Genomic DNA, 25,225 nt, shown 5'->3' with positions numbered 1-25,225 from the left:
TATCCCCCCTACTAATTCAATTCGCTAAAGAGTAGGAAAATCCCCCATATATTATTCACTTTTTATTGTCCAGAAACCGGTTCATCGGTCAGAAAGCTTTTGTTCCTTATTCCTGAACGTTTGATACGGTAATCTGCTAGGACCTCCACTTCTGCTTCTGTAAAGATTTCATCCCATTTGTCTTCAACCTTCTTAAATTTTTTTGGAGAGGTACGGAAATATACCTCCCCAAACCCAAAAATATCTGCTTTGTATTCATTTTGCATTTTATGAATAGTTGCCAAAATCTTTTCTTCTATATATTTATTTAATGCATCTTCATGATTTTCATATGTTTTTATTTTTTCAAGATTTTGATGACATTGTGTTCCTTGTATTTTTGCCTCTCCACTGATTTTCACTTTGATTTTGACCCCCGTTTCTTCTTCTGTCGTTTTCACATCAGAATGAGAATGGATAATACGAATATCTAAATAATTATTTTCTGCATCGTTTCCTTCCATATAACAAGGGACCGTTAGACTTGTCCCGCTAAGACCTTGTGTCCAAAGGTAGTCTCTAGCTTCTTCCCGAGATAAAAAACCAATCAATTTATCTTTTTTAAAAACGGATAGACCAGAAATAACAACAATGGAATCCAACTCTGTCTTTGAATTTTGTTCAATATTTTTTCCTGCTTCCGGTTTTCCATTAATTGATACAGCACTTGTGACAGGGTGTCTCCCCTTTGAAGTTAGAGAGGAAATAAAATCTGTAAGGCGTACATACGGGTCCCCACCCCATTCTTCTAAATACACCTCAATTTGCTTATGCACCTTTATGGATGGTACTAACTCTAATGGATAGGTTGTTTTTACAATATCAGAAGCTCTTGTTCCTCTAGATATTAGAATGTTGAAGTCATTTCGAAATTCTCCCGTTCTTTCCAAAAAGTCCAAGACATCACCGACACCTTCCTTAGCGAGTAATTCATCGATAACAATTATTCTAGTGTGGGAATAGATGAGTTTTCTAGAAAGTCCGACGTTCATTCTTTCAGATAATTCAGCCAGTGAGTTCCCTTCTTCTTGAAAAGTAATAACAGGTGTTCCGCTACCAGGCTGTTCAGCTGATAATTGTGGTGCGTTTATTGTCTCGACTGTAACACGAAACTTTGCATTTTCTCCCTTTTCAATAGCAATCCCTGTGACGATGGAGATTTCATTTAGTTCAACCTTGTCCCAGCATCCCGTCAATAAGATTAAGACAGAGCATATACATAACCATTTCCTCATGAAAAATTCCCCTTATCCTTTGATGGTCCGCTGTTAATTCCTTTTTCGGAAGTTTTTTTAGTATGCTTAGGCTTTAGATAAGATGGGCCGGTTATATTATCCCAAACAGGCATTCTTACAAATACATCCTTCTGATCTTCTAAAAGGAGCGGAGCCACTGGAGCCAGATACGGCACGCCATATGATCGTAAACCAGTCAAATGGATAACCATGATAACAACCAACAGCAGTACTCCATACAACCCTATCAATGCTCCCATCATAATGTAGGCAAATCGAAGAATTCTTGTCGCAATAGAAAAGTTATAAATAGGCGAGACAAAACTTGCAATAGCTGTCAACGCGACAATAATAATTAAAACACTAGAAACTAACCCGGCCTCAACAGCAGCCTGTCCGATAACCAATGCACCAACAATGGAAACTGTCTGCCCAACAGCTCTCGGCATCCTTACTCCCGCTTCCCTCAATACTTCAAACGTAAGTTCCATCAGCAGTATTTCAATTACTGCCGGAAAAGGTACACCTTCTCTTTGAGCTTGAACACTAATTAACAAGGAAGTGGGAATCAATTCATGATGATAAGTAGAAATAGCTACATACAAAGAAGGCAATAACAATGAAAGCATAAAAGAAACATACCGGATAAGCCTGATGAAAGAAGCCATGAAAAATGGTTGATAATAATCTTCCGTTGAAATAAAAAAATCGGTAAAAACAGTTGGCACACTCAATGCGAAAGGACTGCCATCAACTAACACTGCAACCTTTCCTTCTATAAGATTTGCTGCTATGTTATCTGGTCTTTCTGTGTTATAGGTAAGTGGAAAAGGTGTCAACGTTTTGTCAGTCAAGTATTCCTCAATATTCCCACTATCAAAAAGCCCCACTACATTCACCTTTTCAATTCTACTTTTCACCTCTTGGACAAGTTCATCGTTGGTAATATTTTTTATATACCCTATCACTACCGCTGTTTTTGTATCCTGTCCTACACGGTATTGTTCAAAACAGAGATTGGGATTACGTATTCTTCGTCTAATTAAACTAATATTTGTATTTATCGTTTCGGTAAAACTGTCTTTTGGTCCTCTGATAATGGTTTGGGTACTCGGTTCCGTTACGCTTCTTTTTTCAATACTTCCAAGATTAATGCATAGTGCCTGCTCCATTCCATCTATTACAATGACAGCATATCCATTAAGAAGCTTCCAAAAGATCTGATGATAATTCTCTGCAAATTTATAAGGAACAGATGCAAAGTATTCTTTTCTAAACTCTTCTAAATCTCGGGATTGTAATACTGTATCAGACCCTTCTGCACTAACAAGCGGTTCGAAGATCTCTTCAGTCAATCTATCTTTGGCAATCAAGGTGTCAAAAAAATAAACGATAGCATCCCTTTTTCCAACAATTAAAGTCGAATAGTGAAAATCAATGGAGAGAGAAAATTCTTTTTGTATGATTTCGTCATTTTCTTTAAGCGATTTTTGTAGAGGTTCCGACGTTTCTTCAGGTGAATATAGCTCTTTTTCGGTAGAACTGAAATTGCTATCTTCCCCTAATAGAATTTGTTTCAACTTTCCCAATTAATATCACTCCTTTTCCTGCCACTTCTCCCTCTTGTTCGTATCAGCACAATCACAAGTAAAATTAGTGGCAATGCGAACTGAAAGGGAAGGTGGACAAAATAAGGAACGATTTGTAAACCTTCCTCAATATGTTCAGCAAAATTGTCGGTTATGATTATGGAGGATAAACAAATAATTGAACCAACAGGAATTAGATACGACCTGTACTCCCTTTTGGAGATATGTTCTAAACCCTTTATTGCCCCAAAAAAGAAAACACCTATCTTAACGATGATTCCAAACATCACCACAAAGACGACTGCTATATCTACCCTTTCAATAAAATCTAATAAAGAGATTTCCCTTGCAGCCGAAAGGAGGGGGAAGTTTGACCTTTGTTTCATTTCGTGTCCAAGTGTCAGTACTTGAATAACAGATGAATATACTAGTACTAATGTACTGAGAATGATACTACCTACAGCAAAGCCTTTTGCCTTCGTATATTTGGTGACTAATGGTAATACAACTGCAAACGCAATAAGTTCTCCAAAAGGAAAGGTCAATAGGCCGGGAATAATTGCTTGGAAAATGGGTTTCATTCCTTCATCTAGAAATGGACTTAGGTTCTCCAATTGGATTTCTCCAGACAATAAAATAAAAATACCAACCAAAAATGTAAAAGAAAACACATATGGAAAGAATATCTCCGATGTTCTAGCCATCACTTCAATACCGGAATTTAACATGTAAATAATCGTCAGCATAATCGTGATGCTAATTATTTCAATTGGAGTAAAGACAAAAATGGTAGACACAATTAATTCACCGAAATCTCTCAAAACTCTTGAAGAGATATAAATAAAATAAATAATGTAAAGGAAACTTATTGCGCTTCCTAACCATTTCCCTAAACAGAATTCTATGAGAGCAAAAAGATTATAGCCTTTTTTTCTTCCAAGCATGAAGTGTAATAAATAAATAAATATAGCCTACTCCTATTAATCCAGCCAAGCTGATGGCAATCCAGACATTTTGCTTTGCTTCTCCACCTATCCCGATTACTGTGGCGCTGCCCATTTCAAAAATGAGCATTAAGATAAACAGTTGCCATAATGATATTGTCTCTTTATTGCCCATTAGTATCTTTGCTCCTGTTTTTATTATTTTTGAAACGGAGATCTTGAATGACAGCGATTGAAATCCCAAATATAAACGTCAGATAAACCATCCACTCTCTTAATCCAGGATCAAAAATGAACAAACGACTAAAACAGTCTAAAACATCCCTGTTATAGTAATAACAATCGAGGATGGAAGTAAAAATCACCATACTTAAAAATAGTAAGATAGTAAAGAACGTAACCATAAAGTTGCCTCCGGTCTTCATATACTTGATAGTATTTTCTAAACATCTCAGGATATGTAAACCAGTCAGATGGGATATCAAGAAAAATTGGAGGATATCAAGAAATTCTGAGATATATCAATAATTCTGAAGATATATCAAGAAAAAATAGATTATATCAAGAACTCGACACAATTCAACAATATCCGCCACCCCTTCAACTACCATCACACCAATAAAAATAACCGGGCAAGAACCGCCCGGTCTTTTTTAGTTGCTTAGTTATTCATCTATACTTAGTCAGAGGTTTCGCACCAGTCCATTAAAAGAATGGCAAAAATCTCTGCAGCCTTTATCATTTCGTCAATGTAGATAAATTCATTAGGATAATGCGCTACTTCTGTTGTTCCGGGACCGCATACGACTGTTGGGATACCTGAGAGTTGGGTGAATAATCCTCCATCCGTCCCCCACGGTGATGCTTCTAAAATGGGTTGCTTCTTTTCCACTTGTATATATGCTTTTTCAATCATCTTCACAAAAGGATGGCCTAACTCTACTGATCCAGGCACCCACTGCGCACCAAACCATTCAAGTTCGACAGGGTTACTTTTAAACCACGGATCTGTTTCACTCATGCTTTCCATCCACGTTGCTAGTTCTTGTTTGACTTCTACTAGTTTTTCTTCCGGCCCTACTCCTATTCTTCCTTCCAACACTACCATATCTGGTACCGAGGACGGCCAACTTCCTCCTTCTACTTTTCCGATGTTAATCGGAAGGGGTATTGGAATGCCTTTATATAAAGGATCTTCTACTCTTTCATTTCTTTTCGTTTCTAACTTTTGGATTTTTTCTATAACCAGAATGCTCTTTTCAAGGGCACTTACTCCCTCATATCGTGTACCTCCATGTGCTGAACGTCCCTTTACTTTTAGACGAAACCACATGGACCCTTGTTGTTTTGGGAAAATTTTCATATTTGTAGGTTCTGGTATTAGTACTGCATCTGCAGAATAGCCTCGAAGTATGGTCGCCAATGTTCCGGCTCCCCCACTCTCTTCTTCAATGACACTTTGAAAAATTACATCCCCTTTAAGTTTTACACCAATGGATTTTAAAGCATTTAGCGCAAGTAATAGGGAGACGTTTCCACCTTTCATATCTGTGCTTCCCCTGCCGTATATTTTACCATCTTGAACTTTACCTTCGTACGGATCACATTCCCACTGCAACAAGTCTCCTTCAGGTACTACATCGATATGCCCATTAAGGATGATGGAACGACCACCCCCAGTTCCCTTCCAGGTCGCCACAACATTAGGAGAATCCTCAAAATTATCCCGTGTGGATACAAAATTTTCATGCAAACTCATTTCTTTACTATCCGGCTCCCATATGTCTATTTCCATCCCCAGTTCCCGGCACGCTTCGATCACCACTGCTTGCGCGGAACTTTCATGGCCCTGTACACTTCTTTCTTGAATAAGCTTTCTTAAAAGCTTGACACCAATTCCCGTGTTTTTACTCAACCATTCCTTAATCATTTTCTCTTTCATCTCATCCCCCCTTCTTTCCACAGCATAATCTAACCGTTATAAAAATGTAGGCGACAGTGTAAAGGGTGCTTCTGTTTTCTCTTTTACCTGCTCAAAACTCACGCCTGGCATTAATTCACGAAGGAGCAAACCAGCTTCCGTAATCTCAAAAACTGCTAAATCGGTAATAATGATGTCCACACATTTTGGTGTTGTTACAGGTAAACTGCATGATTTCACCACTTTTGATTGCCCGTTTTTATCTGTATGACTCATTAATACAATCACTTTTTTTGCTTTTTGTGAAAGCTCCATAGCCCCACCCATACCCGGTACCCTTTTGCCAGGGACAATCCAGTTAGCCAAATCTCCCTGTTCCGATACTTGTAGCGATCCAAGAATCGTAATATCCAGCTTCCCTTTCCTGATCATTCCAAAAGCTAGAGCACTATCAAAATAAGATGCACCAGGCTGGACAGATACCGGAAATCCGGCAGCATTGCAAAGGTTGGCGTCTTCTTCCCCGGACTGTGGAGTAGATGACATTCCTAACACACCGTTTTCCGCTTGGAAAAAAACATGGATATTATCTGGTAGATGATTGGGAACCAACGACGGAATGCCTATTCCCAAGTTTACAACCATTCCATTTTCTATTTCCTTGGCCGCTCTTTTGGCAATCAAATTCCGTATGTTTCCTCCCATACCCATGTCCAGTTCACCCCCTCGCTTTGAACCATATAATCCACATATACTCCAGGCACGACAATTTCTTCCGGATCTAAATATCCTAAAGGAACAAATTCCTCCACTTCCACGATAGTTTTTGCCCCTGCCATTGCCACAAGCGGATTTGTGTTTCTAGCGCTTTTATCAAAAATAAGATTCCCATATGGATCAGCTTTTTTTGCATAGACGATTGAAAGGTCTGCAGTTAAAGCCGGTTCAAGAATATAATCTTTTCCACCTGATGTAAGGATTTGCTTGTTTTTAGTTACAATGTCACTCTCAATTCCAACATCAACCAGAATCCCTCCTAAACCTACACCACCAGCTCTTATTCTTTCGGCTAAGGTTCCCTGTGGACTGAACTCGACTTCCATCTTTTTATCCGTCATCATCTTGCCTGCAACTGGATTAGAACCAATATGGGAAGCAACCAATTTATTTGCCCTTCCTGCACACACTACCTTTCCAATACCTATAGTAGGAAAGCCGGCGTCATTACCGATAAGTGTCAGGTTTTTCACCCTTGAATCCAAGAGGGCATCCACCAGCTTCGGAGGTGTCCCCACTCCTCCAAAGCCGCCGAACATCAGTGTCATTCCATCAAAAAATAAATGGGGGACCATTTCCAGTTCCACTATTTTGTTAAATGTATTCTCTACTTTCTCCATCCCGGTCCACTCCTTACAATTCTACTTGAAGTTCGTTAAGTGTCAGCTCTAGGATGGCAATCAGTTCATCTATTTCCTTTTGATCGATTGATAGCGGTGGTGCAATAATGACGGCGTCCCCACCCACTCCTTCTATCCCCGCTGATGCAGGGTAGATGAGCAAACCATTTTTCTGGGCCAACTCCACCAGTCTTGTGGTGACCGCTTTTTCTTGTGAAAATGGATACTTTGTCGCAAGATCTGCTACAATTTCCAGTCCAAGTAAAAGCCCTTTGCCTCTAACATCACCAATAAAGGAGTATGTTTGTTTTAATTGATATAATTGTCGCAACAGATATTCTCCCATCTGCTGGCCATTGCTTACAAGATTTTGGCTTTCAATGTATTCTAAAACAGCCAATGCAACTGCTGCGGATTGGGGATTAGCGCTATACGTATGTCCACTCATTATCAGCCTAGATCCCTTTAGAATGCTTTCTATTATCCTCTCGCTCACTAGTGTTGCCGCAATGGGAGAATAACCCGCACTCATGCCTTTTCCTATACAAATAATGTCCGGAATTACGTTCCAATGTTCCATTGCAAACATTTTGCCGGTTCTTCCGATGCCCGTCATTACTTCATCTGCAATAAAATGAATGTGATGTTTTTTGCATATCTCCGCAATTTTTTGATAATACCCATCTGGAGGGCAGATCGCTCCAGCTGCTGCCCCAATGACCGGCTCCGCTACAAATGCTGCAATATTTTCTTCCCCAATTTCCAGGATGGCACGCTCTAGGTCCTCAGCACACTTAAGACCACATGCAGGATATTCCAAATGGAAAGGACAACGGTAACAATAAGGCGGTTCTACAACAGGCGACTTTTCCAATAAGGGCTCAAATCTCTTCCTGCGATCCGCATGTCCTGATAAGGATAGCGCTCCTATTGTAATACCGTGATAGCTTTTCCATCGTGAAATAATCTGGTTTTTTTGAGGTTGCCCTACCTCTTGCCAATATTGGATGGATATTTTCATCGCCGTTTCCACAGCTTCTGTCCCACTATTTACGAAAAACGACCAATTAATATCTCCTGGTGTGATAGAACTTATTTTTGTTGCCAGTTTTTCCGCAGGTACACTGCTAAATTGGGATCGATAAACAAATGATACTTTGCTTGCCTGATCGGCCATCGCATCTATTACAGCTTGTACATGATGACCAATGCTTGCTGTAACAGCACCAGAAGACCCATCCAAATATTTCTTCCCAGTGACATCGTATAAGTACACTCCGTTACCATGGCTTATCACTGGATACTCTTTATCTAATAAAGGCTTAATAAGATAGGATTGATCCATAAACGATTACTCCTTTCCACAACTGTCCTGTAACCGTTTACTAGCAATAGTAGCTCCTGCCTTTTAGAGGCAGGGTAAATCCTGGTTGTCGATAAGCTAGCTTACTTTCATTCTATGTTCAGTCGAACGAAATCTTTCGTTCAATTTATCGATAAATAAACAGTCCTTAGTTGTGTGTTTAACCCCGCTGTTACTTTCTGCAAATGGCTACGCTTTCCGTGGGGCGACCTTGAGCATCCTCGGCTTCGCCCGCAGGCAAGCGAAGTGCCTTGAACGAAGATCTACAGTATTACATGCTTTCTAAATCAAAAAAAGCATCACTCTCAGTTCCTGAGTGATACTTCCTTTAAAACTTATCTTATTTGCAATAGCAAGCTCCAACAATGATTAACAAAATGAATAGTACTACGATCAAAACAAATGTATTTCCACAGCCGTATGCCGGGGCAACTTGAGATGGATAGCCGCATGGTCCGCAAGTGTAGTAACAGTAATCGTGCATGGTCATCACTCCTGTTTAATATTTACACTTCTACACTATGATATAGGTGGCTGTCCCGTATGTGCATATGCCCATTTTTCGAAAAATCTATTTATGATCCTCCATTTTATCAATGATTTTGACCATGCTTTTTAATGTCTCCTCTATATGTGTGTTATCCTCTGTAACTTGTTCGACTGTCGCGCTAATTTCCTCTAGCCCAGCAGTAGCCTCTTCCATCAATGCTGCAAATTCACTCGTATAGGAGTCAGTATTTGCCGTTTTTTCTTTTACTGTTCCTGCAAAATCACGGAATTGTTGTGCATCCGTTAATAATGTTTTCAGTGTTTCACTAATCTGCTGGAAGGATTGGTTGACCTGATTTGTCGCTTCAAGGTTTTTCCCCATTTTTGCAATATTAACCTGCAATTGTTGCAATACCTCTTCTTTAGTTTGGTGAAGAGAGGAGAGATTTTCTGTAATTTCTTTTGTCGTTTCGCCAGTGGATGTGGCAAGCTTGCGGATCTCTTCTGCTACTACCGCAAACCCTCTTCCAGCTTCCCCTGCTCTAGCAGCTTCAATCGAAGCATTTAGAGCCAGCAAGTTTGTCTGATCCGTAATGTTCTTTATGTGTTGGGTCAAAATATTCGTTTCATCAATTTTCTCCGTAAGAACCTGAAATACAGCGTCCATTTCCGCAACATCTTGCGAAAAACTTTTCATGTTTTCCTGAAGTTCTACTGCCAGCACTTTCCCTTGATCAGCTGTGGATTTCGTTGTATTAGTTGTTTCATATAAACTATTCGATTTTTCTACTACATTGTCCATCAAAGTAGAAACATCATTCGTCTGTTCCGCTATGCCACCAATTTGGTCTGCTTGTTTTGAACTTCCCACCGAAAGCTCCTGTATCGTTAAAGAAACCTCTTTCTGCGATTGAATATTCATGTTCAATCGCTCATGGACTTTATTGACTTGGTCAATTAATGTCATGGCATCCTGCTGAAAGGCTTCTTGTTTAATTTGCCGCTCTTCACTTGCAGCTTGCATCGTGTCTACAATTCCCTCAAATTGAGCAAACAGTTTCTTCCCTATTTTCACTTGAACAAATGTAATGACAAACAACAAAAAGAATAATAGAACTATATTTCCAAGTTGTCCGTCTGTCATCAGATTACCGTTTAAAAATGACCAAAGTGAGTAAGCGAAAAGGACTAAACTCCCCACCCCTCCAACGATAAAAACATTTCTATTAAAGTAAACGGTTGCAAGCATCAAAACAAAAAAAGGTAGAATAAATCCTGATAAAGATGCCCCGCGGTTTAAAAGAATGATTAAAAATACTAAAAATGTTACACCTACTGTAAAGTAAGGAACTAAATAGTGGAACCAATTTTTCCATCTAGTCAAAATTAATAAAACGATCCCTAAGCATAAGGCAACAAATAAGGTCACGGTTATAATGGTTGCCGCCGGTACAAAGAAATTCACTAGAAGTCCTGCACCATACGAGATAAAAATCACGAAAAACATAAGCTTATTTTTGTTGATTAAATCTTGAAACTTTAATTCTTTTACACTTACCGCTGACATTGCATAATCCCCCACTCCATCATCCTTGTTGCTTTTGTTTCTATTATATCTATAAATTCTTCATGTTCCTTCTGTTATCCTGCAATAATTCTGTTATTTTGTTGAATTTTGACATAAAAAACGGGCAAGCTGCCCGGTACTACATATGAAGAATTTGGTCTTCCTATTTTATTATCCATATTATTTATCTGTTTGTTTTTGCTTCTTTTTCAAATACTCTGCACGTAATTTTTCAAGTTGTTGCTTTTTATCAAATTTAGCAGGTGTCTGTTTTTCATGAAACTTGGCCACAGCTACCTTACCTTTGTTATCCAATTGATATTTCCCCAATTTGTTCACCTACTTTTATTGTTTTAAAGAAAATCTATTCAACAAATATAATATACCTTATTTTACTGAAGTAAACCGCATTTTTTACTAACTGTAGAATGATATACCCTTGTTGATTGGAGTGGAAGGCGCGTAGACACCCGCGGGAGGAAGGGACAGGTGAGAGGTGAGACCCCACAGCGCAGCGAGGCGGCTCACGGACCGCCCGCAGACAAGCGAAGCGCTTAGAACGGAAATCAGCAGGTTATTCTAATTCATAAAAAAACGGAGTGTGATGTACACTCCGATAATTCTTTATGAAAATAACTTTTTGTATTCTCCATAGCCCTCTTTTTTTAGTTGGCTAACCGGAATAAAGCGAAGGGCAGCAGAGTTGATACAATACCTAAGACCGCCTTTATCAACAGGGCCGTCCTCAAACACGTGACCTAAATGAGAATCTCCCTCTTTGCTTCTAACTTCCGTCCTTACCATTCTGTGGGTTACATCCATCTCTTCTTTAATTTGTTCTTTTTTTATTGGCTTGGTAAAACTTGGCCACCCACATCCTGCATCATATTTATCAAGGGAAGAGAACAGTGGCTCCCCAGAAACTATGTCGACATAGATTCCTTCTTCTGTATGATTCCAGAATTCATTCTTAAAAGGTGGTTCTGTACCATTATTTTGTGTAACTTCATACTGCATGGGTGTTAGCTTCTTTTTCAAGTCTGCATGGTTTTCTTTTTTCCAATTCTCTTTGATAAAGGCAGCCCTCCCAGATCCTGCTTGATACATCTTGTAGCGGAAAGGATTTTTCTTGTAATAATCTTGGTGGTACTCTTCTGCTGCATAAAATGGCTTTGCAGGAAGGATTTCTGTTACGATTGGGTCTTTAAATCTTCCACTTTGGTCTAAGTTATGTTTGGATTTTTCGGCGATCTCTTTTTGTTCATCGGAATGATAGAAAATGGCCGTACGATAAGAATCTCCCCGGTCGTGAAATTGGCCTCCTGCATCGGTCGGGTCAATTTGGCTCCAATAAACATCTAATAGTTTTTCATAAGGGAATAATTCAGGGTTGAATGTAATTTGCACCGCTTCATAATGGCCTGTCGTCTCAGAACATACCTCTTTGTAAGTTGGGTTTTCTTTATGGCCACCTGTGTAGCCTGAAACTACTTCTTCGATGCCATCCTGTTCGTCAAAAGGTTTAACCATGCACCAAAAACAACCTCCGGCAAACGTTGCTTTTTCCAATTTGTTTATCATGTAGTACCCACCTTTTTATAAAATATATTTACGTGAATTATAGCAATATCAAAGAGGATTTCCTAATGGTATGCTCGTATTACAGAAAGATAATAGTATGGTAAAATGAAGGGTACATATATCAGGAGGTTCAATTTATGAGCAAAAAAGTGGAAGTTTATATATTAGCTGGGTTTCTTGGGAGCGGGAAGACTACCCTTTTGACCCAAATGCTGCAACAGGAACAATCAGAAAATAGGAAAGTGGCGGTGGTCATGAACGAGCTTGGCAAAGTCTCCATTGACTCTGATTCCATACCTGATGAAACCCCACTATCTGAACTATTTGATGGCTGTATTTGTTGTACCATTCAAGAGAAATTGGAATCAACTATGCAAGGGCTATTACTTGATAAAGATTTGGATGCCATTTACATAGAGACGACAGGTGCAGCTCATCCAATAGAAGTGCTTGACACGGTTCTCTCTCCGATATTTGCGAACAAATTTTCTGAAGCTCGTATCATCACCCTTTTAGATGTCCTTCGATGGAAAGAACGTGACAACCTTTCTATTCAAGTCAAGCAGTTGATAAGAGAACAAGTGAAGCATGCAGATATGCTTATCTTGAACAAGACAGATTTAGTAAGTGAAGCAGAGGTTTCTAGCATATTGTTTGAATTGCAATCCATCAATCCCCATGCTTCTACACTGCTGACCACATTTGCTAAGATTCCGGAAGACAGCTGGAAGAGAACGAAACAGATAGAAAAAGGAAGTCATTCTAGTGCACATGTGAAGGATTCTCTTCATTTGAAAACTTTCGTGTATCAGTTTTCCACTAAAATAGACTTAGATGAATTTGAAGATTGGCTTAGAAATCTTCCTGACTCCGTTTACCGCATCAAAGGGTATCTTACTTTCGAGCATTCAAACAGTATTTATTTGTTTCAGTATTCTTACGGCACTCCTCTGTATTTAAAAGAGTTGGTTAAAGTCCCGTTGAATCTTGTCATTATTGGAGAAGACTTGGATGTAGAGTTGCTAACAGAACAATTACAATCTTTAGAAAAAAACAAACAATAATCGAAAGTGCTGTGCAAATCATGTGGATTTGCACAGCACTTTTCATTTTTATTCATTCATGAATCGCCTCAAATTGAATATGTTGAATAGTAATGAGGATTATACTGTTTTTGAGAAATGAGGGATGACATGATTGTCATAAACGGAGAATCAATTACAGAAAGTACTCTTCCTAATCTAGAAGATCTTGAAAAAACAATTTTCCAACGCTTACTCAATGATTCACAGGTATATTCTTATGATGCTATGGAGGAATTAAGATTTGAGATTGCTTTACGGAATAACATTGTTGCAAGTGCTGCATTAATGGCACAGGGAGAAGCACGTTTTGAAACGTTTGCTGGTTCACAAGGCAACCCTGCATATTGGAATATAACAGAGGCTGGCGGCTTTTTAATACGGGATGATATCAATCCATCAGATGCTATAACTGATATTTTTGAAAACAGTCAATTTTATGCGTATGAGTGTGCAACCGCGATCCTTATTCTATATTATCACGCCATATTAAATACAATTGGACCTAAACTTTTTAATGAGTTTTTTCAAGATTTATTACTTTACAGCTGGCATTTTGATTCAGATCTTGTCATGCAGTCTGTCTATACTTATTATACGATTCCAGGTGATGTTGTTTACTTTAAAAATCCTGATTTTAATCCATTGACTTATTGGTGGAGAGGCGAAAATGCCGTGGTGATGGGTGACGATTTGTATTTTGGACATGGACTAGGAATAAAAGATGAAGCGTATATCATTGAGTTTTTGAATGGTACGAGAAAACCGGATGCTACTAAGCCAGCTTATTTGAGTGATTATGTTGCCCGTCCATCTTTTTCGCATTTGGCAAAGTTATTTTCGCAACAAAACAGACGAACCAAACACCAACATCCAGTCATTATTCATCGCAAGAACTCCATTTCCCTCGATCGGTATTTGTTCTACTTGTACAGATCATATCTTCCCAATCAATAAAGGCCAGCTCCGACGTCGGAGCCAGCCTCTTTCATTTAAAGTTTTGGACAAACCTTAAAATTTCCAAAACGGTCTCCTTCTTTTTTTAGTAGCTCCTCCCAAATCTGATCTCGTCGACAATCTAATTTAATAATATCGTAAGCAAGTTTAAATGAATCAGTATTGTAATATTCCTGCAAGTTTAACTCCTCCCCTTTTCAATTAAGTTCGTATATTCCTTTTTCAATTCACTTAATGTGTAGGTGGAAAGAACACTATGATTCATGAAACAACCCGCATTAACAAGTTTGGTAATATAATACTCTTTTGCATCACTAACAGCCTTTTCTAAAATTTTTGCCATTCCACTCACCTCTCTTTTTTCTAGTTTAGTAAATCAATAGTGGAAATTCTTTATTTTTGTCAGGAGTTATCACATGGAAGTTACAATGAGCTTCATTTGACTGTAAGGTTTTCTTACACATGTACAGGAATTAACGAAAGAAATGTACTATAATAATAGTAAGAGCTCTAGAATAGGATGTGAATGGCTATGACACAAGAGGATCCATCTTTGAAGGAGAGAAAAGTCATTTCAATCGGCACGGTTCGTGATCTTACAGGCTTATCAGAAAGACAGATAAGATATTACGAGGAAAGAAAATTGATTTTCCCTGCCAGATCAGGTTCTGGCATACGAAAGTATTCCTTCTCTGATGTGGAGCGGCTGATGGAAATCGCCAATCAGATGGAAGAAGGTGTCCAGACTCATGAAATACGCAGAGAGTGGAAAAAGAAAGAAAAAGAAAATGATAATTGGAAAAAACAAATGTTAAAGGGACAAATTCAGGCGCATTTTAAGCAAAATAGAAACTAAGCATGATTATCTCCTTAGAGGAAATCATGCTTTTTTTCTGTGGCTGAATTTAATCTTAACCAAAATGTTTGGTTATGCTACCATTAGCACATCAGGATTTAAGTGGAGCGTGAAGTATGTTTGAATTATTATTAACCATGTTAGAGCGACTTGGTATTATTGTAACCGTTGCTTTTATCATGACTAGGCTGTCTTTTTTCAGACAGTTGGTCAACCGGCAGCAAATTGATAGAAAACAGCAAGCTTATGCTATTCTATTTTTTGGCTTTTTCGGCATTATTGGAACATATACAGGTCTTGCTTTTAGTACCGAAACATTAGGGTTCGATCGTTGGATAACGGAACTAAATGAATCTGAGGCAATTGCTAACTCCCGCGTTATTGGGATTGTAATGGGCGGGTTACTTGGCGGATATAAAGTGGGGATTGGTGCAGGGTTAATTGCTGGTATACATCGAATGAGTCTTGGTGGATTTACAGCGTTTTCTTGCGGCTTTTCTGCTATAGTAGCAGGTCTTTTGGCAGGTTTCATTCGAAGCAAATATAAGGGGAAAAGAATTAGTGTTTCTGTGGCTCTTTTAACTGGTGCACTAGCTGAATCGATTCAAATGGGCATAATCCTCCTTACTTCCCAGCCTTTTTCGCAGGCTCTCGCGCTCGTGGAAAGTATAGGACTTCCAATGATTTTCGCTAACGGAGTTGGATCTGCCCTCTTTTTCCTCATTATCTTAACTGTGATTAACGAAGAAGAAAAAGTAGGAGCTGTACAGGCTCAAAAAGCTTTGTCATTAGCCGAGAATACGTTGACACACCTTAGAAAAGGCTTGTCGGTTGAATCTGCAGAAGAGACATGCAAAATAATATACAGGGAAGTGAATGCCAGTGCTGTAGCCATAACTGATAGAGAGAAGATTCTAGCACATGTCGGAATGGGGAATAATCATCATAAACCCCTCTCCCCCATCCAAACTCATAGCACAAAACAAGTACTGAAATTCGGAAATTTATTGGTAGCAGGAAAAAATGACATTCAGTGTCAAGATCCCTCGTGTCCACTCGGTGCTGTGGTTATTGCTCCTTTAAAAAAGAGGGAGCAAACAGTAGGCACGCTTAAATTTTACTTTTCTTCAGATAAAGAAATAGATAATGTGGTCATCCAGTTAATAACAGGTCTCAGCTCCCTTATGAGTCATCAGTTGGAAATCTCTGAAGCAGAAAATGCATCCAAGCTAGTGAAAGAAGCTGAAATCAAAGCTCTTCAAGCTCAAATCAGCCCGCATTTTCTATTTAACTCTTTGAATGTAATTGTTTCTCTAATACGCACTGACCCCAAAAAAGCAAGAAAACTATTGGTTTCTCTTTCGCACTTCTTTAGACAAAATCTTACAGCAACCACAGCCAAATGGACCACTGTCCAAGAAGAGTTAAAACATGTACAAGCATACCTATCTGTAGAAGAAGCCAGGTTTTCCGATCGTCTAACCGTAACCTATCATGTGGACGAATCAGCCCTTTCCTATCTTGTTCCTCCCCTTTCTTTGCAGCCAATAGTGGAAAACGGGGTTAAACATGGTCTTAAAGATAGGGAGGAAAATGCAAAATTAATCATCGAAATAAGAGAGCGCGAATCTGATATTTTCATTTCCATAAGCGACAATGGTATAGGTATGACAAGAGATCGAATAAACGAGCTTGGTCAGGATCAAGTATCTTCTCCTACCGGTACTGGGGTTGGCCTTTACAATATTAATAAAAGGCTTATCATGATGTTTGGCAATCAAGCAAGATTACATTTTCAAAGTGAAACAGGAAGTGGCACCATTGTTTCTTTTACCATAGCCAAGAAATTAAATAAGGATGATAAAACATATGGATAATATAAAAACAATCATTGTGGATGATGAACCATACAGCCGTGATGAACTAAAACATTTGCTAGAAGAACATGATTGTCTGCAGGTGATTGGGGAGGCAGCAACCGGTGAAGACGCTCTTTTACTCTGCATGCAGCAACAGCCGGACGTCGTTTTTTTAGATATAGAAATGCCAAAAATGAACGGCTTGGATGTTGCCAAGCATTTAAAAGAATTAAAAAAATCACCTCTTATTGTTTTTGCTACTGCCTTTCCTAATTTTGCAGTAGACGCTTTTAGACATGAAGCGGTTGACTATCTATTAAAACCTTTTGATGAGGAACAATTGTCCCAAACCGTGTGTCGGCTCATTAAACATTTATTTCCAGAAAAGGAACCTACACCACAACCCGGCTCCTCTAGGCTTGCTGTGGAGTATGAAAACGAGATTTTTTATTTAGATCCACTTGATATACTTTATATCAGCAGAGATGATCGAATTTCGAGGATACATACTAATACACGGAACTTCGAGTCAAAGCTTGCTTTGAAAGATCTGGAGGAAAGGTTGCATGACTACCCTTTTTTCCGTATCCATAAGAGTTACCTTGTTAATTTAAACTATGTGACGAAATTGACTCCTTGGTTCAATGGAGCATACATGCTGGAGCTTACAGGAAGCCCAGAAAAACTCTCTGTAAGCCGTAATTATGTAAAAGCATTAAGAAAAAAACTCGAACTATAGCATGTCAGTGATTGATACTGACATGTTATTTATGTTTTTGTACATCTTGGCCAACCTTCCACTAAATGAAAGCCTTTTCATTTATAATGATGGTACTCCATAAAGAGAAAGGGGTCTTCATTTTGTATACATTCTTAACTGGTATTGTCTTATTAATCTTAGGTTATTTCATTTATGGTAGATTTGTTGAAAAAGTATTCGGGATAAAAGATGCTAGAAAAACACCTGCATATTCCAATCAAGACGGTGTTGATTATCTTCCGCTCGGTCAAAATAAAAATTCTTTGATTCAATTATTAAATATAGCTGGTGTAGGACCAATTTTCGGACCAATTTTAGGTGCGTTATATGGTCCAGTGGCATTTTTGTGGATAGTCCTAGGCTGTATTTTTGCCGGGGCGGTTCATGACTATTTGACAGGTATGATATCCATCCGTAACCGCGGTGCCCATTTACCTGAACTTGCAGGTAAGTTTCTCGGAAAATTGATGAAACATACAGTTAATGCATTTGCTATCTTGCTTTTACTTTTAGTTGGAACCGTTTTCGTAACCGCGCCGGCAGGATTAATTCATACGTTAGCTGAAGGAAAAGTGGCACTTAGTATCATTATATTTGCTATTTTCATCTATTATATTTTCGCAACGATGTTACCAATCGATAAAGTTATCGGTCGCTTATATCCTATTTTTGGAGCACTATTACTGATAAGTGCTTTAGGTGTTGGAGTTTCATTAGTTGTTACAGGTGCACCTATTCCTGAATTAAGCTTTACAAATATGCACCCAGATAACGTGCCTATCTTCCCATTACTGTTCTTAACTATTTCATGTGGAGCTCTTTCAGGTTTCCATGCAACGCAAACACCTATCATTTCAAGGACTACCCAGAACGAAAAACAAGGCCGCCGTATTTTCTACGGCATGATGATTGCAGAAGGTATCATTGCTATGATCTGGGCAGCTGCAGGAATGAGCCTGTTCAATGGATCAGCTGGATTAAGTGAGGTCTTGGCTAATGGTGGACCAGGTGCTGTTGTAAGTGAGGTTTCTGTTACTATGCTTGGAGCAATTGGTGGCACAATGGCAGTTATCGGTGTCATAATTCTTCCGATTACTTCAGGAGATACTGCATTCCGAAGTGCTCGAATGATAATTGCCGATTACTTCAATATTTCTCAGAAGAAAATTATCAGCCGTCTTTGGATTGCAGCTCCATTGTTCGTCATTTCATTTGTTCTGACAAAAATAGATTTTGAATTATTATGGAGATACTTCTCCTGGGCAAATCAGTCAACTGCCGTTATAGCATTATGGGTCGGCGCTATGTATCTTTTCATTGCTAAAAAACAATATTACATTGCGATGATACCCGCAATCTTTATGACGCTGGCAACGACAACCTATATATTAAATGCACCTATTGGCTTCCGTTTACCGATTGAAGCATCTTATATCGGAGCAGCCATGTTTACGATCATTATTATTGGGTTATTTTATGTAAAAGCTATTGCAGCAAGAAAGACAGATTTTGAGCTCGATGCACATGACTTTCCAAATGAAAAAGCAGCATAATCTCACAAACGGTTCTACTTTGGTAGGACCGTTTGTTTGTGGTTTTGCATAAAAGTTATCTGTTCGGAAAAAGCTAGTATCAAAGGAGGCGGATTTGATATGGCATCCCCTTATCTATGCCCAAATTGTAAAACTAACCGCTCGCGTTTTAACATTATTGAACAGGTGGCAAAGTCCGTGAAATTGAATCCTCAATCAGGTGAGGTTGTAGAGGAATATACATCGGGCACCATGGACCCTTTTCATATCCCATATAAAGGGCCTTCACAAAAAATTCAATGTGCCACTTGTGGCAATGTAGATGAAGAAATCACTTTCATCAAGCATGCAGAATATCAAAAAGGATAACAGGCATAAGTTGCCTATTATCCTTTTTTTTATGGACCCTAAAAAATCAATACTATTTCACTCTTCTTTGCATATCCATTTACCATCAGGAATAAATGGAGGGTGTTTGCAAATATGGTGCATGATGAAAATTACTATCTGGCAGTACAATATCAATTGTTAGCTGACTATTATAAATACTCGGATCCACAACAACATATTTATTTTTATCAAAAGCATATTTATCATCTACAGAAATGGGTGAAAACAATAAAGTCTGTTCCAACAAGAGCTGCTCCTCCAAATAATCGCTCTCAACTTAGAATCCTTCATGCTTCCCCTGGCTTAATGGCAGTGGATGTGCATGTAAATAATAAGACTGTATGGAAAGATCTGCGTTATACAAACAGTAGTAGATATGTAGATATAGAACCAACAAACAATCAAATAGAAGTAATTCAAAACGGGCAGAAATTAATTACCGGTACACTCCAGGCAAACACAGGTATGTCGTATACAATCGCAATTGCAGGTACAAAGGATAAACTACAACTAATACCAATTATAGATGATTCTACTGTACCTCAAAGTGAATCAAAGCTCCGTTTTTGGCACTTATCCCCTGATGCCCCTTCTGTGGATATTGCCGTTAAAAAGGGCGATGTCGTTTTTTCTGATATTTCGTACAGTGGAATATCAGATTATCTTGGACTTACACCGATGACAGTCGATCTTGAAATAAGGGTTGCAGGTACAAAGGATATCGTTCTGCCCCTAAACAGGGTAAGCTTGAAGCCAGATGTTGCTTATACCATTGTAGCAGTTGGCCTTGTGGAAAACAGTCCATCTTTGGAAGTCATTTTTTTAGCGCCATGATATGTAAAATGCTCAATCAACTTGTGATTGAGCACCGTGTTTTATGTCATTAGCACCAAGCAGCACCAACGATGATTAAAAGAATAAACAATACTACGATTAACACGAAAGAGCTTCCGTAACCACCTGGGTATCCTGCTCCTGCTACTTGACCGTAACCGCAACCACACCAACTCATAGCTGTCACCTCCTCTACAAAGGTATTTATCGAAGCTTGGTAATTAATAGCTGAGGACTCCTGCACCAACAATCACCAATAAGATAAACAGAACAACTATTAACGCGAATCCTGATCCATAACCAGAACCACCCATGCTCTACACCTCCCCCTCTTTCCTAATACATAATGTATTCATGGTGAGCGTATTGGTAAAGGCATATGCCCAGTTCCAAAAAAATTGGGTGGTTTTTAATACTAAGCCCTTAGGCGTTGTAGTACCAAGTAAGTTATATGAAAAATAAAAACCGGGCAGAAACCGCCCGGACCTTTAAAACTGAAAATTTTAGTTATTTGAATAATCGTCGCTGTGGATTTCCGCATATGGCTTCGCTTTCCTAGGGGCACTGCTGGAGCCTCCTCGGCTACGCCTGCGGGGTCTCCACCTAGCGCTAGCTCCCTCAGGAGTCTTCGTCTTTTGCTCCAATCACCAGCTAGGAATCAATAAATACTTTACGTCTTCAGTTATTCAGTGGCCTCCTTTGTTTCGGGGTCTCAATTTACCGTTCCCCCCCGATGGAGTCTAAGCCATTTGCTCCAATCCACAGCTAATAATTGAGTAGATGTTACTTTAATGCTTATCCAGTGTTAACTCGTTAAGATGTTTTTCATAAACCCTTAAATGAATGTAGCCACTTTGTTGATTGGAGTGGAAGGCGCGAAGACGCCCGCGGGAGGAAGGGACAGGTGAGACCCCGGAGAGCGAAGCCTGAGGAGGCTCACGGACCACCCGTAGGCAAGCGAAGCGCCTGGAACGGAAATCAACCGTTTTACATGCTCTATTGTCTTAATATAAAAGCATGGTAAAAAATCACCATGCTTTTTGGGTGTTAGTCCTCAACTGGGACTAGTAGTTTAAATTCGATATCGTCGCGTTCAAGATCAAATTTTGTAAATTTTACTTTTGTATCACTTTGCAGCTCTAGTTCTTGAAGTGCGACATAGATACTTTGTTCGTTCGGTATTATTGTAACCCAGGATGGTAATGGGTAATTATCACCTACATACTTTAATACCATGGATACAGGTACTTGCAACCTTCCAATCGACATGGAGTCCTGTTTTAACACTACATCACCGTTTTCCTGAATTTCAGGCATAAACGTCATAGTGAGGGGGATGTTCCTCTCAAACACTGTCATTTCACCCCTGAGCTCCACTCTGTCAGTCAGCACCACTTCATAATTTAAAGGTCTTCTTGTTTCTTTTTCCAAATAGTAACGGATAAGTTCATTTAAGTTTTCTTTATCTGATTGGATTGTAAAAGCAACCCTTTTTCGATCGTCATCCTTGCCGGGTAAATTAAATTTTGAGTGTTTTGGCAGTAGCACCAAGAATATTGCTACTCCTGCAATTATAATATTTATTACTAGCAAGCTTAAAAAAGCTGTTTTCCAGTTGATTACTTTCTTCACCATAACCCTCTCCACTACTCTTCTTCTAACATCTCATCCAATGATGTTTCCTCATTAAACCGCTTAACTTCTTGTACAACATTATAACCTATTAATTCATACCCTTTTTGATTAGGATGAAACTGATCATCATCTAGTAAATTTTCCTCTGGCTCGATAAAAATGTCTTGTATCGGAACATAGGCTGTATTAGGATACTCATCCAAGACTGAAACGGTTGTAGCATTCCAATTAGTTACAACCTCATTCATTTCCTCAATTTCTTGGAAATATTGATAAAAAGGATTAAATAGACCCACTAAGTATACTCTACTGGTATCATTATGTGTCCTTACTTCACTTAGCACACTATCGAGCCTTTTAGCGTATAATTCTTGTTCTTTATCAAAAAGAGAAAATGTTAGATCGAGGAAATTTTCGCGTATCACCTTCATCAGATCATTTCCGCCAACCGTCATAAAGATTACATCTGCTTCAGCAAGAGCCTCCTGCACTTCTGGATCTTGCAACCTTTTTAAGAGATGATTAGTCCTATTTCCCCTCACACCAAGATTAGTGACACTTACGTTGTCGATATAAGGTTTGGATTCATAATATTGTTTCACTACTGATGTAAATCCACCTTTTTTGGACTCGTCTCCAACACCTTGTGTCAGGGAATCACCAAAAAAGACCAATTTAAACGACCTGTTAAAAAATTCTTCGGTTACATCCTCTTTTTCTTCAATATTCATTATTTTATTCTTGTTCTCGGCAGACTCTTCTTTGAAAAAATCTTTGAAAAGCTCTCTTTCATTTTGGCTTTCTCTTCTTTCCTTCGCTTTCTCCAAAACATAACTGGAAGAATTTTCTGCGGAACAACTAACCATACTAATTATTATTAGCCCAAGTAAGGCTATTCTCCAAAATTTAACCATCATAAAACTCCTTAATTTGTTAAGGATTAAATCCGTTACTAACATTATACGATAGTACACTTTTTTATAACATACCCTAATGTATTTTTCAAAATTAAAAGGTTAGGAGGTTGTTTACATTGAAGGAAAAAGAAATACTTGCGTGCAATGAAGAAGTTTCAAAAGAGCTATTTTCAAAAGAGCTATATGTAATAGTCACAGACGGATTGAATGCCAGCAGAGAAGAGGAGCTTACTGAAAATCAAAAGGATCACTCTGATTTAAAAGAGTGATCCTATCAACATCATTTTTCACTTAAAAGGATTTCTACATGTTCCAATATATCTTCGTAAGGAACATCCAAGCCATCATAACTTTTAATTATGGTACCTTCTTGATCAATTAAATAAAAACTTGTTCCATGGACCACTTCGCCGCCGTTTTTGGGTTTAGCTACAATTGTTTTAAAGTTTTCCATTCCAAACTCTTCTATCTCTTTCTGTGTGTAACCTGTTAAAAAATCCCAAGATGTATAGTCTGCTTCAAAGTTATTTCCGAATCCCTTCAGTACTTCAGGGGTATCAACTTCAGGATCAACAGAAAAAGATAGGAAGTTAACATCTAATTGTTCTTCATTAGCCATTCTTTGCAATCTTGCCATGTTTGCCGTCATAGGAGAACATACTGTTGTACAGTTGGTAAAGACCATATTTGCTACAGTGACTTCACCTTTTAAATTCTCTAAACTGACTTGCTCGTTATCTTGGTTTATGTACTGAAAATTTGCCAGTTCCCAATCTGTTGTATCAGGTATCTTTGCATTGCCACTACATGCGGCAAGAAACACTGCACAAAGTCCTATTAGAAGTATCTTACTGTTATTTATCACGATCTTCACCTTTTTTCGCTAGTTATTTTCCAATCAAATCGTACCACTTCTTACAGTTAGATAAAAGGAACTGCAGAATAAATTCATAAAAATAACACATTTGTTAGTAGTGGGGGTTAAGGGATGCAAAGAGAATCTGAGACAATTAGTATTATATCCATTACATCAACATCCATTATACTTGTCCTTGGAAACTCGATGCTTATTCCAGTACTGCCTGAAATTCGTCATGACCTTCAATTAACTCAAGTTCAAGCCAGTCTTATCCTTTCCATCTTCTCCATCGCTGGAGCTGTTACCATTCCATTTATCGGATATTTATCTGATAGATTTTCTCGGAAGCACATAATATTGGCATCGCTTTTACTTTATGGGTTTGGTGGTTTAGTTTCAGGGATTGCTTCCATGCTACAAGCATCTTATTCATTTGAGGGAATCATTTTTGGCAGGATTCTTCAAGGGATAGGCTCAGCGGGAACAGCTCCGATTGCCATGGCCATTATAGCAGACTTGTTTTCAGGGAACAAACAGCTGAAGGTATTAAGTCTAATGGAAACAACCAATAGTTTAGGGAAAGTGGTATCTCCATTGATCGGAGCATGCATAGCACTAATTATGTGGCACTATGTTTTCTTTATCTTTCCTTTGGCTTGTGGCATTTTGTTTTTCCTCTTCTTTTTCTATGTTGGTAAGGAAGAGTCTCCTTCTGAAAAAGTGATTTTCAAGCACTATGTACGACATTTAGGAGGAGTATTAAAAGAAAATAGGTATTATTTAATGACAAGTTATAGTGCTGGTGCACTTTGCCTCTATTTACTTTTTGGTTTGTTGTATTATTCTTCTGATGTGTTGGAAAACAAATTTGAAACTCATGGATTTTTAAATGGTGTCATACTCTCTTTTCCTCTTTTGTTTTTGACGATTGCTTCCTTTCTTACTGGAAATGTATTAGGAAAATTCCATAACTACATCTACCGAATTGTCATTGCTAATTTTTTTCTACTTAGCTTCTTTCTACTTGGAATATTGCTAAATAAGAATCTATGGTGGACCATGTTGATAATATCCCTAATTAGCACTTCTATTGGTATTATTCTTCCATGCATGAATGCCATCATCACCAATTCTGTCAAAAAAAAGGCTAGAGGATTTGTAACATCGCTTTATGGGTCAGTCAGATTTGCAGGAATTGCTCTTGGACCAATCGTATTTGGTTATTTTATGGATTTTTCCATTCCTTCCATTCTTGTAATTTCTTCTGTACTTTGTATTTTACAGGCCATTCTTTGCTTTTTCTTCTTAGAAGGAAAAAAGAAAAGTATTTCGCTTCATGTCATCACCAATTGGTTTTCTATATTTAATTTACCGTCTCAACGAAAAAAACAAAGAGGCTGACTTTTTACGTCAACCTCT

Annotated in this window: 29 protein-coding genes; 10 read left to right on the top strand and 19 right to left on the bottom strand. The window is 38.5% G+C overall.

Annotated features, from left to right (window positions below; all coding sequences use genetic code 11):
* Positions 1–62: 62 nt before the first annotated feature.
* The 13 genes from HF078_RS08060 to msrA all read right to left on the bottom strand — a co-directional run bounded on the left by HF078_RS08060 (position 63) and on the right by msrA (position 12,125).
* On the bottom strand, positions 63–1,274 hold the full coding sequence (locus tag HF078_RS08060; protein ID WP_169290673.1) for a Ger(x)C family spore germination protein: 1,212 nt from the start codon (positions 1,272–1,274) through the stop codon (positions 63–65).
* On the bottom strand, positions 1,271–2,863 hold the full coding sequence (locus HF078_RS08055; RefSeq protein ID WP_169290672.1) for a spore germination protein: 1,593 nt from the start codon (positions 2,861–2,863) through the stop codon (positions 1,271–1,273). Before HF078_RS08055 ends, HF078_RS08060 begins: the two co-directional genes overlap by 4 nt.
* Entirely contained in the window at positions 2,851–3,807 is a 957-nt protein-coding gene (locus HF078_RS08050; protein ID WP_169290671.1) for a GerAB/ArcD/ProY family transporter, read from the bottom strand. Before HF078_RS08050 ends, HF078_RS08055 begins: the two co-directional genes overlap by 13 nt.
* On the bottom strand, positions 3,782–3,982 hold the full coding sequence (locus HF078_RS21045) for a GerAB/ArcD/ProY family transporter (RefSeq protein ID WP_169290670.1): 201 nt from the start codon (positions 3,980–3,982) through the stop codon (positions 3,782–3,784). Before HF078_RS21045 ends, HF078_RS08050 begins: the two co-directional genes overlap by 26 nt.
* Complete coding sequence (locus HF078_RS08040) at positions 3,972–4,211, bottom strand: hypothetical protein (RefSeq protein WP_169290669.1); 240 nt, start codon at positions 4,209–4,211, stop codon at positions 3,972–3,974. Before HF078_RS08040 ends, HF078_RS21045 begins: the two co-directional genes overlap by 11 nt.
* A gap of 275 nt (positions 4,212–4,486) precedes the next feature.
* Complete coding sequence (locus tag HF078_RS08035) at positions 4,487–5,749, bottom strand: peptidase (protein ID WP_169290668.1); 1,263 nt, start codon at positions 5,747–5,749, stop codon at positions 4,487–4,489.
* Between the two features lie 36 nt (positions 5,750–5,785).
* Positions 5,786–6,439 carry a 3-oxoacid CoA-transferase subunit B gene (locus tag HF078_RS08030; protein ID WP_169290667.1) on the bottom strand — a complete coding sequence of 218 codons (654 nt, stop codon included), beginning with the start codon at positions 6,437–6,439 and terminating at the stop codon, positions 5,786–5,788.
* Positions 6,409–7,125, bottom strand: a complete 717-nt coding sequence (locus tag HF078_RS08025; RefSeq protein ID WP_169290666.1) for a CoA transferase subunit A — start codon at positions 7,123–7,125, stop codon at positions 6,409–6,411. Before HF078_RS08025 ends, HF078_RS08030 begins: the two co-directional genes overlap by 31 nt.
* 13 nt (positions 7,126–7,138) lie before the next feature.
* A complete protein-coding gene (locus HF078_RS08020; protein WP_169290665.1) occupies positions 7,139–8,470 on the bottom strand; it encodes an aspartate aminotransferase family protein in 1,332 nt (443 codons plus the stop codon).
* 358 nt (positions 8,471–8,828) lie between these two features.
* Positions 8,829–8,972, bottom strand: a complete 144-nt coding sequence (locus tag HF078_RS08015; RefSeq protein WP_168865651.1) for a YjcZ family sporulation protein — start codon at positions 8,970–8,972, stop codon at positions 8,829–8,831.
* 87 nt (positions 8,973–9,059) lie between these two features.
* Entirely contained in the window at positions 9,060–9,674 is a 615-nt protein-coding gene (locus tag HF078_RS21275) for a methyl-accepting chemotaxis protein (protein ID WP_481748006.1), read from the bottom strand.
* A gap of 1,050 nt (positions 9,675–10,724) precedes the next feature.
* Positions 10,725–10,874 (bottom strand): hypothetical protein, encoded by a 150-nt coding sequence (locus HF078_RS08005; RefSeq protein ID WP_060663841.1) that lies wholly within the window; start codon positions 10,872–10,874, stop codon positions 10,725–10,727.
* Positions 10,875–11,168: 294 nt separating this feature from the next.
* The gene (msrA, locus tag HF078_RS08000) at positions 11,169–12,125 is read right to left on the bottom strand and encodes a peptide-methionine (S)-S-oxide reductase MsrA (protein WP_169290663.1); all 957 of its coding nucleotides are present in this window, start codon (positions 12,123–12,125) and stop codon (positions 11,169–11,171) included.
* Positions 12,126–12,262: 137 nt separating this feature from the next.
* Here msrA and HF078_RS07995 point away from each other — a divergent pair, with 137 nt between their 5' ends.
* The gene (locus HF078_RS07995; protein WP_169290662.1) at positions 12,263–13,189 is read left to right on the top strand and encodes a CobW family GTP-binding protein; all 927 of its coding nucleotides are present in this window, start codon (positions 12,263–12,265) and stop codon (positions 13,187–13,189) included.
* A 117-nt stretch (positions 13,190–13,306) separates the two neighbouring features.
* Positions 13,307–14,164 carry a protein-glutamine gamma-glutamyltransferase gene (locus HF078_RS07990; protein WP_346775325.1) on the top strand — a complete coding sequence of 286 codons (858 nt, stop codon included), beginning with the start codon at positions 13,307–13,309 and terminating at the stop codon, positions 14,162–14,164.
* 181 nt (positions 14,165–14,345) lie between these two features.
* Here the strand turns inward: HF078_RS07990 and HF078_RS07985 are convergent, their stop codons facing one another.
* The gene (locus HF078_RS07985) at positions 14,346–14,507 is read right to left on the bottom strand and encodes a Fur-regulated basic protein FbpA (RefSeq protein ID WP_169290661.1); all 162 of its coding nucleotides are present in this window, start codon (positions 14,505–14,507) and stop codon (positions 14,346–14,348) included.
* Positions 14,508–14,696: 189 nt separating this feature from the next.
* On the opposite strand from HF078_RS07985, the gene HF078_RS07980 reads away from it, so the two are divergent.
* The 6 genes from HF078_RS07980 (at position 14,697) to HF078_RS07955 (ending at position 20,395) form a co-directional block, all read left to right on the top strand.
* Entirely contained in the window at positions 14,697–15,020 is a 324-nt protein-coding gene (locus tag HF078_RS07980; protein ID WP_060663845.1) for a MerR family transcriptional regulator, read from the top strand.
* Between the two features lie 116 nt (positions 15,021–15,136).
* Positions 15,137–16,897 (top strand): sensor histidine kinase, encoded by a 1,761-nt coding sequence (locus tag HF078_RS07975; RefSeq protein ID WP_169290660.1) that lies wholly within the window; start codon positions 15,137–15,139, stop codon positions 16,895–16,897.
* Positions 16,890–17,618, top strand: coding sequence for a LytR/AlgR family response regulator transcription factor (locus HF078_RS07970; RefSeq protein WP_169290659.1), 729 nt, complete (start codon positions 16,890–16,892; stop codon positions 17,616–17,618). The genes HF078_RS07975 and HF078_RS07970 overlap by 8 nt, the downstream gene beginning before the upstream one ends.
* A gap of 122 nt (positions 17,619–17,740) precedes the next feature.
* A complete protein-coding gene (locus tag HF078_RS07965; RefSeq protein WP_169290658.1) occupies positions 17,741–19,192 on the top strand; it encodes a carbon starvation CstA family protein in 1,452 nt (483 codons plus the stop codon).
* Between the two features lie 99 nt (positions 19,193–19,291).
* Positions 19,292–19,540 (top strand): hypothetical protein, encoded by a 249-nt coding sequence (locus HF078_RS07960; RefSeq protein ID WP_010193873.1) that lies wholly within the window; start codon positions 19,292–19,294, stop codon positions 19,538–19,540.
* A gap of 114 nt (positions 19,541–19,654) precedes the next feature.
* Positions 19,655–20,395 (top strand): DUF4397 domain-containing protein, encoded by a 741-nt coding sequence (locus HF078_RS07955; protein WP_169290657.1) that lies wholly within the window; start codon positions 19,655–19,657, stop codon positions 20,393–20,395.
* Positions 20,396–20,444: 49 nt separating this feature from the next.
* Here the strand turns inward: HF078_RS07955 and HF078_RS07950 are convergent, their stop codons facing one another.
* The 4 genes from HF078_RS07950 to HF078_RS07935 all read right to left on the bottom strand — a co-directional run bounded on the left by HF078_RS07950 (position 20,445) and on the right by HF078_RS07935 (position 22,947).
* Positions 20,445–20,573, bottom strand: a complete 129-nt coding sequence (locus tag HF078_RS07950; protein WP_082380721.1) for a YjcZ family sporulation protein — start codon at positions 20,571–20,573, stop codon at positions 20,445–20,447.
* Between the two features lie 43 nt (positions 20,574–20,616).
* Entirely contained in the window at positions 20,617–20,709 is a 93-nt protein-coding gene (locus HF078_RS07945; protein WP_082380722.1) for a YjcZ family sporulation protein, read from the bottom strand.
* A gap of 733 nt (positions 20,710–21,442) precedes the next feature.
* Entirely contained in the window at positions 21,443–22,030 is a 588-nt protein-coding gene (locus tag HF078_RS07940; protein WP_169290656.1) for a YpmS family protein, read from the bottom strand.
* Positions 22,031–22,041: 11 nt separating this feature from the next.
* Positions 22,042–22,947, bottom strand: coding sequence for an SGNH/GDSL hydrolase family protein (locus tag HF078_RS07935; protein WP_169290655.1), 906 nt, complete (start codon positions 22,945–22,947; stop codon positions 22,042–22,044).
* A 116-nt stretch (positions 22,948–23,063) separates the two neighbouring features.
* On the opposite strand from HF078_RS07935, the gene HF078_RS07930 reads away from it, so the two are divergent.
* The gene (locus HF078_RS07930) at positions 23,064–23,216 is read left to right on the top strand and encodes a hypothetical protein (RefSeq protein ID WP_169290654.1); all 153 of its coding nucleotides are present in this window, start codon (positions 23,064–23,066) and stop codon (positions 23,214–23,216) included.
* An 11-nt stretch (positions 23,217–23,227) separates the two neighbouring features.
* Here HF078_RS07930 and HF078_RS07925 read toward each other — a convergent pair whose 3' ends face one another.
* Positions 23,228–23,809, bottom strand: coding sequence for an SCO family protein (locus HF078_RS07925; RefSeq protein ID WP_169290704.1), 582 nt, complete (start codon positions 23,807–23,809; stop codon positions 23,228–23,230).
* Positions 23,810–23,935: 126 nt separating this feature from the next.
* Here HF078_RS07925 and HF078_RS07920 point away from each other — a divergent pair, with 126 nt between their 5' ends.
* Complete coding sequence (locus tag HF078_RS07920; protein ID WP_169290653.1) at positions 23,936–25,207, top strand: MFS transporter; 1,272 nt, start codon at positions 23,936–23,938, stop codon at positions 25,205–25,207.
* Positions 25,208–25,225: the final 18 nt, after the last annotated feature.

This window comes from Bacillus sp. RO2 (assembly GCF_012911845.1).
Lineage (GTDB): Bacteria > Bacillota > Bacilli > Bacillales > Bacillaceae_I > Sutcliffiella_A.
Note: the sequence above shows the minus strand (reverse complement) of the source record. Positions and strands in the feature narration are given on the sequence as shown.